Below are 13,116 nucleotides of genomic sequence, written 5' to 3'. Positions count from 1 at the left end.
GACAGATGAATACGGTACTGTTCCATATAGACGGACATATTGCGACAATCACCATTAATAAACCGCAGGTTTTAAATGCGCTCAGCACCGAGGTGTTGACCGACCTTAATCATGCATTGGATGAGGTTGAAAAAGCTGAAAACATTTATGCAGTGATTATTACCGGCGCCGGAGAAAAGAGTTTTGTAGCGGGCGCCGATATTTCGGAAATGAAAGATAAAAATAAGGCACAGGCAGCAGAATACGGTGCCTTTGGGAACAAGGTGTTTTTGCATATTGAAAACTTCCCGTGCCCTGTTATTGCTGCAGTAAACGGCTTTGCTTTGGGCGGCGGCTGCGAACTTGCGATGGCATGCGATATTCGTATTGCCTCGGAAACCGCCCGCTTTGCGCAGCCCGAAACAGGCTTGGGTATTACGCCGGGATTTGGCGGTACGCAGCGGCTCGCACGACTTGTCGGGGCGGGGCGTGCAAAAGAGCTGATCTACACCTGCCGCACGATAAAAGCGGAGGAAGCGCTTGCAATCGGTCTTGTTAATAAAGTAACAAAACCGGAAGCCTTAATGCAGGAAACGCTCGCCATGGCGCAAACCATTTGCCAAAAAGCTCCCTTTGCAATAAAACAGGCAAAAGCAGCCATCAATAAAGGCCTGCAGGTAAGCATCGACAAAGCGCTTGCCATTGAAACGGAAGAATTTGCTCAATGCTTTACAACGGAAGACCAAAAAATGGCTATGAACGCTTTTGTCAAAAAAGAAAAAATCGAAAAGTTCAATAACCGCTAGGAATGGTCATGGATTACAGTACGTTATACAAACAAAAGCTGACTACAGCGGAAAAAGCAGCTCAGGCGGTCAAGTCGGGCGATTGGCTCGATTACGGATGGGGCAATAACACCACAGTCGCATTCGATAAAGCATTTGCCGCCCGGCTGCCTGAGCTTGAAGATATCAATATCAGAGGCGGTGTTTTGTTGCGAGAGCCGGAAATCTTTAAAATAAAAGCTCCTGCGGCTCACTTTACGTGGAATTCTTGGCACATGTCAGGGTATGAACGTAAAACCATCGTCGCCGGATTCGGCTTTTATATACCGCTCCGCTATTCGGAGTTGCCGCGCTGGTATTACGAAAATATTAAGCACCTCAACGTAGCGGTTTTCCAAACGACCCCGATGGACAAAGACGGTTTTTTCAATTTCGGTTTGAATGCCTCTCACCTCAAAGCAGTTACGGATTGTGCGGATATCGCCATCGTAGAAGTCAACACTAATATGCCGAACTGTATAAACGGCGTCGATGATAAGATTCACATTTCCGATGTCGATATGATCATCGAAGGGGATAATCCGCCGATAGATGAGCTTGTCGATAAAGGCGAACCCTCCGAGGTCGATAAGGCTGTCGCACAGCTCATTATCGAAGAAATTCCGAACGGAGCGTGCTTGCAGCTTGGTATCGGCGGTATGCCTAATACGCTCGGTGCGATGATTGCAAAGTCCGATTTAAAAGACCTCGGCGTGCACACGGAAATGTATGTCGATGCTTTTGTCGATATTGCAAAAGCGGGAAAAATTACCGGCACAAAGAAAGCGATCGATCCGGGGAGGCAGGTGTTTGCTTTTGCGGCAGGAACAAAAAAGCTCTACGACTATGTGCATAACAATCCTGCATGTATGGCGGCTCCCGTTTCCTACACGAACGATGCGCGGGTTATTTCACAGATCGATAACTTTATGTCCATCAATAACGCAGTGGATATTGACTTATTCGGTCAGGTGAATGCCGAAACATCGGGAACAAAACATATTTCGGGAGCGGGCGGACAGCTTGACTTCGTATTGGGCGCATATTTATCCAAAGGCGGTAAGAGCTTTATCTGCTGTTCGTCAACCTTTAAGGACAAGAATGGAACACTGTCTTCCCGTATCCGCCCGACACTTGAACCCGGTTCCGTCGTTACCGACACGCGGGCGAATGTCCATTGGTTCGTTACCGAATACGGAAAGGTCAACTTAAAGGGCTTACCGGCATGGCAGCGGGCGGAAGCCTTAATTTCGGTCGCGCACCCCGATTTTAGAGATTCGCTCATTGCCGAAGCGGAAAAACTTCATATATGGAAGCGCTCCAATAAACGATAGCCATTCTCCTGCGTAGGGATGTCGAGAAAGTAAACCAACTTTTGCGACATCCTCGTACGGCTTTTTCAATCAAAATCCAAACGCATCGGGATATTGCAAAACAAGATTCCGGTGCGTTTGTTCCTAATCTCCGCTATAAAAGGAAGAGAGTATGCAACCAATTAAAAATATCAAGGCGGTTTTTTTTAGCCCTACCGGCAATACCAAGCGGGTGGTTGAACGGCTGGCAGCGTTGCTTTCGCAAAAGCTGAATCTTCCGGTTGAATCGGATGACTTTACGCTGCCTGCAGCTCATGTTGACGCCAGAACGTATTCGTCTGAGGATTTGGTTATTTTCGGTGTACCGACTTACGCAGGGCGTATCCCAAATAAAGTGTTGCCCTTTGTGCAAAATCTGTTTAAAGGGAAGCGAACCCCTGCCGTAGCAGTTGTTACCTTCGGTAACCGCAGTTTTGACAATTCCTTGAGCGAGCTTCACATGGAGTTGGAAAAGAATAATTTTTCGGTAATCGGTGCCGGTGCGGTAGTGTGCAAGCATGCGTTTGCCGAGGTAGGTATCGGGCGACCGGATGATGCCGATGAGAAGCGTATAGCCGCTTTTGCCGATACCGTTTTTGGAAAACTGCAAAAATCCGCTTTGCCCCTCTCCAATGCCTCGATAAAAAGGAACGAAGCTCTTACCGCCTATTATGTTCCGCTCGGCACTGACGGCAAACCGGTGAATTTCTTAAAGGCAAAACCGGTTACCGATAAAGCTAAATGCGACAACTGCGGCGTTTGCGCAGCCGTATGTCCGATGGGTTCGATCGACAAAAACGACGTGTCATTAGTTCCCGGTATCTGTATAAAGTGCCAAGCCTGTATTGTGCATTGCCACACCAAAGCAAAGTCGTTCGACGATCCGTTGTTCCTGTCGCATAAAGCTATGCTGGAACAAAACTATACGCGCCCTGCCGCTTCGGAGTTTTTTACAGAGTAAAAAACGTCGCTATTGTGTAAAACCCCGGACATCCTCGCCTAAAATTACATCCTTGTACACTTTTAATGATGTGACAACGCAGATGCGCCGTCTGTTTGCAAAAGTTATAGGAGGGCAATCGTATGCAACACCAGCGTGGCAGAAATGCGAGAAGCCTCTTTTGAAAATTGCTGATACGAGATTGCGGCAGGCTCCCCCGCATTGTCGGAAATGCAGCGCAATATTACAAAGGGTACGGCGTTCATTACGCAGGTTTGAGCAACAGCGGCGCCTTCCATTTCGACACAGTCGGCCTTAAACGTCGAGATAATTTCCTGCTTTACCGCAGGGTCTACAATAAAGCGGTCGCCCGAAGCGACGCGGCCTGCAATCATGCTGTTGGTATGTGCAAAATCTTCCGCACGATCTGCTTTCAGACGGGTAAACGTTTCCGTTATCGCAGTACGTAGACCGTCGTCTGCCTTCCAAAACGGAGACGCAGTACCGGCGATCTGTCCTTTCGCATAGCCGAATACCGAAACATCCACGTCGTGCTGTACCGCATCGGTAGACACAACCAAATCGAATATATGCAGCGAATCGTTTAAACCTCCTGCAGTGCCGGTGTTAATAATCGCCTCCGCACCGAATTCCGAAATCAGCAGCTGCGTACAAATCGCTGCATTCACTTTACCGATTCCGCCGCACACACTGATAACCGTATGCGTGCCGTGTTCCGCTTCATAAAATACGAGCCCTGCTTTTTCGATTTTCCGCCCTTGCAGACTTTGTCGGATGTTTTCAATTTCCTGTTGCTCCGCCGCAAATATACCAATTCTCATCTCTCTTCCCCTTCTTCATAATATAACCTGCACAAAATTTTTTCAAAATTTTGCGCAAAAGGAAAGCAACCGTCTAACTTTCGGGGCGGTTGCTCTGATTTTTATCCTCTCACGCGTTAGAATTCTTCGACGGTTCCGTTTGAATGGCTTAAAAAGACACGCGGGGGTTTTTGAGTAAAGAAGCCGTTTTCGATAATGCCCGGTATTGCATTCAATTCGCTTTCTAATTTGACAGGATTGATTTTTGCATTAGCCGGCCATTTTATATCCATAATGAAGTTTCCGTTATCGGTGATAACCGGCCCCTTTTTCCGGATTCCGTCGCGGATAATCATTGAGACTCCATAAGATTCCAGTTTTTTCATAATGCTGAGCCGTGCTTCCGGTACAATTTCAATAGGGAGCGGAAAATTCACCCCTAATGTTTTGACGCTTTTTGTTTCATCACCGATAACCACGAATAGTTCGCTGTTATACGCGATAATCTTTTCGCGCAGCAATGCTGCACCCCCGCCTTTCGTAAGATTCTTTTTTGAATCGATTTCATCTGCCCCGTCAATTGTTAAGTCTAGCGATCCGTTAATTCGTCCTGAACTGAGAGAAAAAATCGGAATGTTGAATTCCTCACACGCTATCGATGTTTGAAAACTGGTAGGGACAGCGGCGATGTTTTTTAATTTCCCCTTTGCAATATACTCAGCCAAGCGTTTTACGGCAGGCATCGCGGTGGAGCCGGTTCCGAGGCCGATCTTCATACCGGAATAAATGAGCCCTTCAGAAATCAATTTATCGATAGCAGTACGGGCAACTAATATCTTCTGATCTTCAACACTTATTGTGTTACTCATAGGAACCTCCTGTAAATAGTTCGAATTGTTTATATGCTTGATACCTCAGCATATCATATCCGTTGCAAATATCGCAGCCGGTAGCTTCGGCACGTTTTAAGAGTGCTGTTTTCTCAGGGGTGTAGATAACGTCAAACACCTTTTCTGTACCCGAAAAGCTGTAAAACTCAAGCGGGTCTTCACCTTCATGCATCCCGACGGAGGTAGCCTGTATGATAACATCGGAATATTTTTTGAGCATGCGAACGGATGCTGAGTCTAATACCGCCCAGTGAAAATTATACCGCCCCGCTAGCTGTTTTGACTTTTCTGCAGAACGTCCGAAGATACAAGCTTTTCCATGCAGCAGATGTACGGCATTGGCGATTGCATGAGCCGCTCCGCCGGTACCGATAATCGCAATATGTTTAAAGCCAAGGCTTCGAATGTTCAAAAACTCTTGTAAAGCCCGCGAAAAACCGTCGATATCGGTATTGAAGCCTCGCCGTTTACCGCCGTCAAATAGTACCGTATTTACTGCGCCGCAGGCTGTCGAAGCGGGACCGATCGAATCTAAAAAAGGAATAATATCGAATTTAAACGGATGGGTAACCGAGAGTCCTGCTACCCCTGTACAATCGGCGAATGTAATGGCTTCCTGAGTGTTCGCAGCTGAAATCGGAATATAGACAGCGTTGATCCCTTTTCGTTCAAAACCTTTATTGTGAATAGCGGGGCTCAGGCTCCTTGTCGTATCCGTACCGATAACCCCGTATATTGCGGTATTTTCATGTATTGTGCGAAAGTGATACAAGTCGCTGAGCGTAATAGGATCGATGTATTCCTGTTCTAAATGATACTTTGCGATGTACTCCCGCGGCATGGTATATACAATCGGGGAATGTAGTTTTGCCGCTAAAATACGGGAAGGAATACCGTATTTACCCATAGCAATTAAGATATTTTGCCCATTAAGCTGCTGTGCTTCTTTGAATACCGCCGTCGCTTCTGTAAGATTGTCTGCCTTATATGCAATCTTTACAATTTCTTCATCCGTCCGCCGGATATCCCGTATTTTAGCGGCAATATCCTTGATCGGTGCTTTGATACTGTGGAGGCTGCGAATAATACCGATATTAAAAGCCTGCGCCGCTTCTTCCAAACTCGGCGCCTGCACATCGGATTCGAGGTCGAGATATGCAAAATTATTCAGTGGATTGGTATCCGCAAAGGCAAGACCGCGGGCAAACAGTGTGATACGAGAACCTTCTCCGCCTTTGAATGTTCCGCCGTCTAAAAATCTGCGTATGGTTAGAATGGCCGGTATATGCGCAATCTTAGGAAACGCGCGAATATACAGCAACTCCTGCGGATCAAGGAAATCTGCCCGCAGTTCGACGATGTCGATCCATGGGCGGTACCTCTCGATTAATTGGATATTCTTGTCGATTGTATTTTCCGTCAATACGAGGCATATTTTGGGTACCATATCTACAGTATAGCACAAAGCGATTCCTTTTGAAATATACGACGCATCTACGCCAAAACTATACATCCGTGTATAGTTTTGGCTACGAGTTTCAGCTTTGCTGAAACATCGCTTCTTATATAACCAGCGGCATCCGTGCCGCTACTGAAAGTCGGTATCGGGAAAATTAAAACTTGCAAACAGACTCAAAGGGGTATATAATAAGCGTATGATAGCAAGAGTTTCAGCTTCGCAAGAAGATTATTTGGAAGTTATTTATGATTTATCGCACGGTACCGAGTCTGTCCGTTCAATCGATATCGCCAATTTGTTGGGAGTTTCGAGGGCGAGCGTGAATAAGCGTTTAAGCTTGTTAAAAGATGCCGGTTTTGTCGAGCATGAACCGTACGGGTTGGTGCGTCTTACCGAAAGCGGATGTGCTGTCGCAAAAAACGTTCGTGAACGGCATAACACGCTGTACAAGTTCTTGACCGATATATTGGGTGTAGACGAAGATACCGCCGACCGCGAGGCGTGCGAAATGGAACATGCAATCAGCCAAGATACCTCTGATAAGTTATATGCATACCTCAGTAAACTCAATAAGGCGCCGCAGCCGACCGATAAGATATCAAAAACCCAAAGAGTGCAAACCTCTTATGACCGTCTTATTAAATAATACATGCGCAGAGTTTATGCCACTCTAACCGGAATATGTTTAATCCTCTTTTGTACAACCTGTAAGCCGTTTACCGCAGATATAGACGAATATTTAAGTCGTTGGTCGACGGAAGTGATCGCTACGAACTACCGCATCAATCCGTCGTATTCAACGAATGCTGCCGGTGCATTGTGTGTACCGTCCGCCGGCGATGTAACGGTTACGATTAACCTGCGTAATCCTAAAAACTTTAGGCTCGTTACGCCTGCTGCTTCTCCCGCCGATGCGGGAAAGGTTATCCGCTTTCCCGGGCTTTCGCCGCAGCCGACGTATGGCACGGACTATACGTTAGCCTCGGCACAACATTTACGATGAAAGGCGGCACGATAAGCGATAATACGGCAACTACAAAAGGAACCTCCGTCGGTTCAAAAGCGATGGGGGGCGGCGTCTGCGTCAGCGGCAGCGGAAGTAAGTTCATTATGGAAGGGAATTCCCCTAAAATTACCGGCAACGAAGTTAAAAAGGCGGGCAGCGGCACTGACCTATTGACAATAGGCGGTGGTGTGTGCGTATGTGACGGCGCAACATTCGAGATGAAGGCCGGCTCCATAGAAAATAACAAAGCGCTTGAGGGGGATCAGCGATATTTTGGACACACAGGTGGCGGCGTATGCGTAGGGGATAGTGTAGATGGTGGTACTTCCGATGCTACCTTTACGATGAAGGGCGGTACCATCAGCGATAATAAAGCCGGATACGGCGGCGGTGTTGCCGTTACGAGCAATAGCTTGTTTAAGATGAGCGGAAGCGATAGTAAAATTTCCGGGAATAAAGCCACATATACAGATGAAGCCCCACCCTATAAAAAACTGGGAAGTGGCGGAGGTGTTTTTGTGCTTTATGGTACACTGGATATGACGGGCGGTGTTATTAACGGCAATGAAGCAGGATACGGAGGTGGTATTCATGGTAACGCTCGTGGTAGCAATAATGGTGAAATTGTCGTGTCCGGCAATTCTACTATTTCCAATAATATCGCAGACAGTGGCGGCGGAATTACTTCAGAGTATAAACTTTCTATAAAAGAACATGATTCTAAAACACCTACGATAAAGGAGAATAAGGCAAACTCTATTTGCGGCGGAATATATCTCCGCTACAATAATATACTAAGCTTTACCGGAGGCACTGTAACCGGTAATACCGTTTTCGACTCCTTCGGTTTGGGAAAGGGTATGTATCTGGAAACTAACGGTACGAAGGTTGAGATGTCCGGAAGTGCAACAGTTGATAAAAATAATGATGTGCATTTGGGCGGTTCCAACTCTAGCAACTATGCGTATATCACCGTTACCGGAGCGCTTACAGAACAACACGCGGCAACGCTCACAATGAGAAGCGATTTTGGTTATACTGAGGGGCGGGAAGTTGTAAAAGGAGGCGGATTTCCGCTTACGCTAGACTATATCAACAAATTCCCCATAACCAAACAGACCATACCTGAGCAGGAATGGACGACGGAACTGGGCACCAATGCACTCAAACTGAAAAAGAAGTAGTAGAAAACCTCTAAAATCTAACCAAGTTTTTAGAGGTGCCTAGTAGGATGAAACGTTGATTTTGAGCTCCGGTGCGGTGCTAATTAATTTTCCATTTTCCGTGCTGTTGAGAAAGACGCTGCACGGGCATGGAAATGACTCTCCCGTCGTCTCCCGAAAGTGCGATAATGCCGGTAATCAGATTTATCTCGCTGATGCGGAACAGAGTATTGTCGTAGTAGAGGCTGGTACCGATGGTTGGCAGCTTTTTTCGGGTTTCCACATACCAGTCATACTCATACGCTAGGCAGCAAAGCAGGCGGCCGCATTGTCCCGATATTTTGAGCGAATTTAACGAAAGATTTTGCTCTTTTGCCATCTTGATGGATACCGGCCGTAGCTTGTCAGTTACGGCATGGCAGCAAAACGGTCGGCCGCAGCAGCCGATACCACCCGCTATTCTCGATTCGTCGCGAACACCGATTTGCCGCAGCTCGATACGGAGACGCAAAATAGCGACCAAATCTTTAACCAACTTACGGAAGTCGATACGGCTGTCCGCAGTAAAAAAGAAAATCACTTTAGGGTCTTCCAGCAAATAGTGGCAGTCAACCAACTTCATATCGAGCTTATGGATAAGTACTTTTTCTTTAAAAAGAGCGCTTGCTTCTTTTTCCTTTTTCAGATTTTCTTTTTGCCGCTGAAAATCCTCATCCGTTGCCTTTCTGGTAACCGTAACAATATCCTTAATTGCCACTCTGATGGGATGGTGTACCAACCCCATCACATGAGCCATATCGTCTCCGTAGCGTGTGGGGGTAATAACATAGTCTCCGCTTTGCAGGTTTAATTCCGTCGTTGTTGCATAAAAAGTTTCTTGTGAATATTCAAGTTTTAACTGATAGAGCGGTTGAGGAAAAGCCCCCTCTTGCAGCGGTTCTTCAACCTGCGGTATATCATCGGTATCTTCCAAAACGCTTAAATCATCTATTTCTTCATATTCGGTATATGTTTCTTCAAATTCAACATCCATTTTGTACTCCCGTTAGGTAATTAAATCTATAATCAAGCCGTATATTTCTTCAAGTCGCTCCAAAATAAAAAGCTGGCTTTTTTGATCGCAGAGCAGCTCACCGGCAAACTTATCGAGTTTTTCATTGATAATGACAATTTGGGTAAAAGAGCGCGGCCGTAAGTGGTTGGTCTTATCGCGTCGTAAATGAGTCCGTGTCGTAACCGTATATGCTTCGCGTGCGACATAACCGATAAAGTTTTTAACCGCTTGCTTATATCGTAAAATCGTTTGGGGATTTTGATGAGTCCGCAACGTATCACCGGCGGATCGGACATCATCTTGGAGTAACGCGATTGCTTCCTCTTGAGGTAATTTGCTCAGTTGTTCGAGTATGTCGGCTTCGTTTTCCGGTTGTGTTTGAGGTAAGACGCTTCGCAGCATCTCTTTAAATTTATTTAGTTTTTTTTTGTCTTTTTCCGATTGTGCCGTTTTTGTTTGCAGAGACGGCTGGACGGTTATCCCCGCTGCATAGCTCGAACTCTCTATCTGGTTTCCCATCTTTCTCCTTTATTTTGAATAAGAAAAAGTGGATGAATGCAGAGCCTGTCGGTTAAGATACTTTTTTTCCGCTTCCTCAAAGCCGGTTTGCTCGCCGGTTGCAGAGCAAAATCCGTGCAGGATAACATCATCGTCGACCCGCAGTTTTTTTGTCAGAACCGACCCTATCACCATTCCCGAAGAAAGAATGATAACATAATCCGGCGCAATAATATCCCCCTGCACAATCCCTCCGACACTCACCGAAGCTGCCCTGATGTTCCCCCGTATTCGGGCATCCTCCCCGATAATAACGCGTCCTTGGGTTTGCACGTTGCCGTCTATATCGCCATCTATCCTCAAAAGCCCCGACACCGTTACATTCCCCGATATCAGTGCTCCCGGCCCTACAATGGTATTGACCGAAATATCATCGATAAAGTTTTTTTTTGCCATACTATTGTTTTGTGTTGGAAGCTTTTATATTCAGATATTTAATCGGATCTACGACATCGGAACCGATATGCACTTCATAATGTAAATGCGGTCCGGTTGAAACGCCGGTTGTCCCGATATATCCGATGGTTTGCCCCTGCTGTACGTACTCGCCTCTGGTAACGCGGTAAGATTGCATGTGTGCGTAACGGGTGTAAAAACCGTGCTTATGCTTAATGATGATATAATTTCCCCAGCCGGGATCGAATTCTACGGTAACCACCTGTCCGTCGGCAGTCGCCACGATGGGATCTCCCGAACGATAGGTAGAAAGGTCTATTCCTTTATGAATATACCATTGGCCGGTAAACGGGTGCCGGTTCTGGCCGAACGCCATCGAAATATGCCCGATGCCGCCCTTAATCGGCCACAAGCTCGGAATATCGGAAAAGAGGGTAGTTTGCATATTAAGGAGTTTTCCCATTTCCTGTACCGGCAAAACGGCATCGTTAAGGTACGAAGTCAGTTGCTGCAGCTCCGCAGCCTCTTTCAGCGAGCCTTCCGCGACCTCGTGCATATTGAATAAGAAGGACAAGTCTCCGTTTGTGGCCTGCCCCACAGGAACAGCAGTCTTTAAACCGAGCGAGGAAAATGTTGAAGTAAGCGCTGTTTGAAAATTCCGCGCCGTTTTTAAAAGTTCATTTGTTTCATCCCGCAATACATCCAAACTTGCCTGCGCTTTACGAGCTTCCTCTTTGGTAGCGGACAGGTCTTGTACCGACACGGCAGTTTTGTGTGCAAACCAAAAAAATGATGAGAAAAAGCCGATAATCGCGATCAATGTAAAAAGTAAACTAAAAATACTTGTCTGAAAATTCAGCACCTTCTTTTGTGAGTGCGGAACTATCATAATAGTCAGTTTCTTCCTGCCGCCTGCAATGACGCTCTTAAAAAAATGCAGAACCGCTTCGGCTGCTTTCTTTATCTGTTTCGATATATATCGTACAATGTTGTTTTCGGTTTTCTTATACCCTCGTGTTCGGGACACTTTTTGCACCTCTTTATACAATGCTAATAGTTAAGTATACCAATTAACGCCTTACCTGTCCAGCATTCGCATTCAGGGAAAACGTAGCAGACTAATTTTTCATATCCGCCACGGATGGCGGTGATACTAATCAGCAGCAAGTTTTTCGCTAGAAAAACTTGACACGAACATTGTACAAGGAAGTACAATGTTCGCGTTTCCCGCAGAATAATGGAGACCGTAATTTTTGAAACCGGTCTTTTCGTTAGCCTTTTGAAAATAGCGGTGGTAGATACAAGGATGTAGGCAAAAAAGTACCGGAGGCGTATCTTTGATACGTTGAGGACACTTTTTTGCCGTACGACGCAGTAGATGCCCCGCTATTTTCAAAAGGAATCAGTATGTGTCCTCCATCTGCATAAATTCGGCGCGGACTTTGGCGAGCCGTTCCAATTCTCGTGTTATTGTGCGTTCGTAGTTGAGCTTTTTTTGCGCGATCCGTTCTCGCTCATCCTCCCAATACTGTAGGTCGGTTAAAAAAAGGAACTGAAACTTCCGCACATTTGCCTTTTCCGCCCAAAGTGTTGCTTCTTTCCAATAAAATAAGGCGGTATTATAACAATCTTCGGCCATCTTCAAGCTTTCGATGTTTTGTTCTTTCCACGGCGCATTATAAAAGTACGCGACCTGTTTATCGTATTTCATGCCGAGCCTCAGGTGCTGTTCTACCATTTTGAGGTTTAAGTGCATCATAAACAGGTACCGGTATTTTTCCCAGTCCGTTCTGTCGTTTATCTTACCCAACGCATACAGGGGATTACAGAAATCCGCATTGATCGCCTTTTCAAGCCAATAGATATTCTCAAGCGTATCGTCGGGATACTGCTGATAATGAATATGGTACAGCTTATAATACTGCTCTTTATACGTTACAAAGTATGCAGGCAGCATCGCTGTTTGGGCGAAAGAGAAAAAAAGTAACACTGCGGATAAGCAAAAATGCCTTTTCATCCTTTATACTATCGGCAAATTGTGCACAATACTCCAGATTTTTTCGTGAATTTCTGTTATCGATTGAGCAGCGTCGATACGGATAATCCGCAGATCCGGCGCCGTTTCCGCATAATACCGGAGAATAACCTGATATTCCTCTGCTACCTTTTGTTGAAACACCTCTTTTTCGTATATTTCCCGCGGGATATTCCGTTTTTCGATTCGCTCCATCGCAGTTTTCGCCGGCAGGTCAAAGAAAAAGAGATATTCGGGGAGCGGAAACGGCGCATTGATTGCCTGCGCCAACTCCTTTCCCGCCGCGAGCCCCTGATAGGCAAGGCTGGAAAACAGATAGCGGTCGGAAAAGACCGCCTTCCCCGCTTTGAGCTGTTCTAAAATACCTTCTTTACCATATATATGTTCGCAGCGATCCGCTCCGAAAAGATACGCAATCGTCTTTGCATCAAAGCCCGCTGCACCGGAAAGCGCTTCGCGGATTAACTTCCCGATGGAATCTCCGGTCGGTTCACAGGTAAAGTGCACAGCATCCTGCCGCCCGCGAGCTGTAAACGCTTCCTGTAACAACCTCAGCTGACTCGTCGTCCCCGTCCCGTCCAGCCCCTCAAACACCACAAAATTTTTCAAAATCATCTATAGTTTTTCCTTAGTTTTTCC

Annotated in this window: 15 protein-coding genes; 6 read left to right on the top strand and 9 right to left on the bottom strand. The window is 46.2% G+C overall.

What is annotated here, in order from left to right; all coding sequences use genetic code 11:
• The first annotated feature begins 5 nt into the window (after window positions 1-5).
• The 3 genes from GWP43_RS10455 to GWP43_RS10445 all read left to right on the top strand — a co-directional run bounded on the left by GWP43_RS10455 (window position 6) and on the right by GWP43_RS10445 (window position 3,116).
• The gene (locus GWP43_RS10455) at window positions 6-785 is read left to right on the top strand and encodes a short-chain-enoyl-CoA hydratase (RefSeq protein ID WP_162664108.1); all 780 of its coding nucleotides are present in this window, start codon (window positions 6-8) and stop codon (window positions 783-785) included.
• Window positions 786-793: 8 nt separating this feature from the next.
• Window positions 794-2,137, top strand: a complete 1,344-nt coding sequence (locus tag GWP43_RS10450; protein ID WP_162664107.1) for a butyryl-CoA:acetate CoA-transferase — start codon at window positions 794-796, stop codon at window positions 2,135-2,137.
• Between the two features lie 151 nt (window positions 2,138-2,288).
• A complete protein-coding gene (locus GWP43_RS10445; protein WP_162664106.1) occupies window positions 2,289-3,116 on the top strand; it encodes an EFR1 family ferrodoxin in 828 nt (275 codons plus the stop codon).
• Window positions 3,117-3,220: 104 nt separating this feature from the next.
• On the opposite strand, the gene GWP43_RS10440 is transcribed toward GWP43_RS10445, so the two are convergent.
• The 3 genes from GWP43_RS10440 to GWP43_RS10430 form a co-directional block, all read right to left on the bottom strand.
• Entirely contained in the window at window positions 3,221-3,937 is a 717-nt protein-coding gene (locus tag GWP43_RS10440) for a 5'-methylthioadenosine/adenosylhomocysteine nucleosidase (RefSeq protein WP_162664105.1), read from the bottom strand.
• Window positions 3,938-4,053: 116 nt separating this feature from the next.
• Window positions 4,054-4,785 carry a ribose-5-phosphate isomerase RpiA gene (gene rpiA / locus GWP43_RS10435; protein WP_162664104.1) on the bottom strand — a complete coding sequence of 244 codons (732 nt, stop codon included), beginning with the start codon at window positions 4,783-4,785 and terminating at the stop codon, window positions 4,054-4,056.
• On the bottom strand, window positions 4,778-6,253 hold the full coding sequence (locus GWP43_RS10430) for a type I 3-dehydroquinate dehydratase (RefSeq protein WP_162664103.1): 1,476 nt from the start codon (window positions 6,251-6,253) through the stop codon (window positions 4,778-4,780). Before GWP43_RS10430 ends, rpiA begins: the two co-directional genes overlap by 8 nt.
• A 208-nt stretch (window positions 6,254-6,461) precedes the next feature.
• Between GWP43_RS10430 and GWP43_RS10425 the strand changes: the two genes are divergently transcribed.
• Genes GWP43_RS10425 through GWP43_RS10415 form a run of 3 tightly spaced genes read left to right on the top strand, consistent with a single transcriptional unit; the run spans window position 6,462 to window position 8,455 of the window.
• On the top strand, window positions 6,462-6,911 hold the full coding sequence (locus GWP43_RS10425; RefSeq protein WP_162664102.1) for a metal-dependent transcriptional regulator: 450 nt from the start codon (window positions 6,462-6,464) through the stop codon (window positions 6,909-6,911).
• 3 nt (window positions 6,912-6,914) lie between these two features.
• Window positions 6,915-7,268: a hypothetical protein gene (locus GWP43_RS10420; RefSeq protein WP_162664101.1), complete on the top strand. Its 354-nt coding sequence runs from the start codon at window positions 6,915-6,917 to the stop codon at window positions 7,266-7,268.
• Window positions 7,265-8,455 carry a hypothetical protein gene (locus tag GWP43_RS10415; protein WP_162664100.1) on the top strand — a complete coding sequence of 397 codons (1,191 nt, stop codon included), beginning with the start codon at window positions 7,265-7,267 and terminating at the stop codon, window positions 8,453-8,455. Before GWP43_RS10420 ends, GWP43_RS10415 begins: the two co-directional genes overlap by 4 nt.
• Before the next feature lie 79 nt (window positions 8,456-8,534).
• On the opposite strand, the gene GWP43_RS10410 is transcribed toward GWP43_RS10415, so the two are convergent.
• From GWP43_RS10410 to tmk, 6 genes are all read right to left on the bottom strand, one after another.
• Window positions 8,535-9,467: a PSP1 domain-containing protein gene (locus GWP43_RS10410; protein WP_162664099.1), complete on the bottom strand. Its 933-nt coding sequence runs from the start codon at window positions 9,465-9,467 to the stop codon at window positions 8,535-8,537.
• Between the two features lie 12 nt (window positions 9,468-9,479).
• Window positions 9,480-10,007, bottom strand: a complete 528-nt coding sequence (locus tag GWP43_RS10405) for a YaaR family protein (RefSeq protein ID WP_162664098.1) — start codon at window positions 10,005-10,007, stop codon at window positions 9,480-9,482.
• A 9-nt stretch (window positions 10,008-10,016) separates the two neighbouring features.
• Window positions 10,017-10,442: a bactofilin family protein gene (locus tag GWP43_RS10400; protein WP_162664097.1), complete on the bottom strand. Its 426-nt coding sequence runs from the start codon at window positions 10,440-10,442 to the stop codon at window positions 10,017-10,019.
• A gap of 1 nt (window position 10,443) precedes the next feature.
• Window positions 10,444-11,469 (bottom strand): M23 family metallopeptidase, encoded by a 1,026-nt coding sequence (locus GWP43_RS10395; RefSeq protein ID WP_162664096.1) that lies wholly within the window; start codon window positions 11,467-11,469, stop codon window positions 10,444-10,446.
• Between the two features lie 375 nt (window positions 11,470-11,844).
• The gene (locus GWP43_RS10390) at window positions 11,845-12,459 is read right to left on the bottom strand and encodes a hypothetical protein (RefSeq protein WP_162664095.1); all 615 of its coding nucleotides are present in this window, start codon (window positions 12,457-12,459) and stop codon (window positions 11,845-11,847) included.
• A 3-nt stretch (window positions 12,460-12,462) separates the two neighbouring features.
• A complete protein-coding gene (tmk, locus tag GWP43_RS10385) occupies window positions 12,463-13,092 on the bottom strand; it encodes a dTMP kinase (protein WP_162664094.1) in 630 nt (209 codons plus the stop codon).
• Between the last annotated feature and the right edge of the window lie 24 nt (window positions 13,093-13,116).

It is taken from the genome of Treponema vincentii (genome assembly GCF_010365865.1).
In the GTDB taxonomy this organism is placed as follows: domain Bacteria; phylum Spirochaetota; class Spirochaetia; order Treponematales; family Treponemataceae; genus Treponema.
This window is presented reverse-complemented; position numbering and strand designations above follow the sequence as displayed.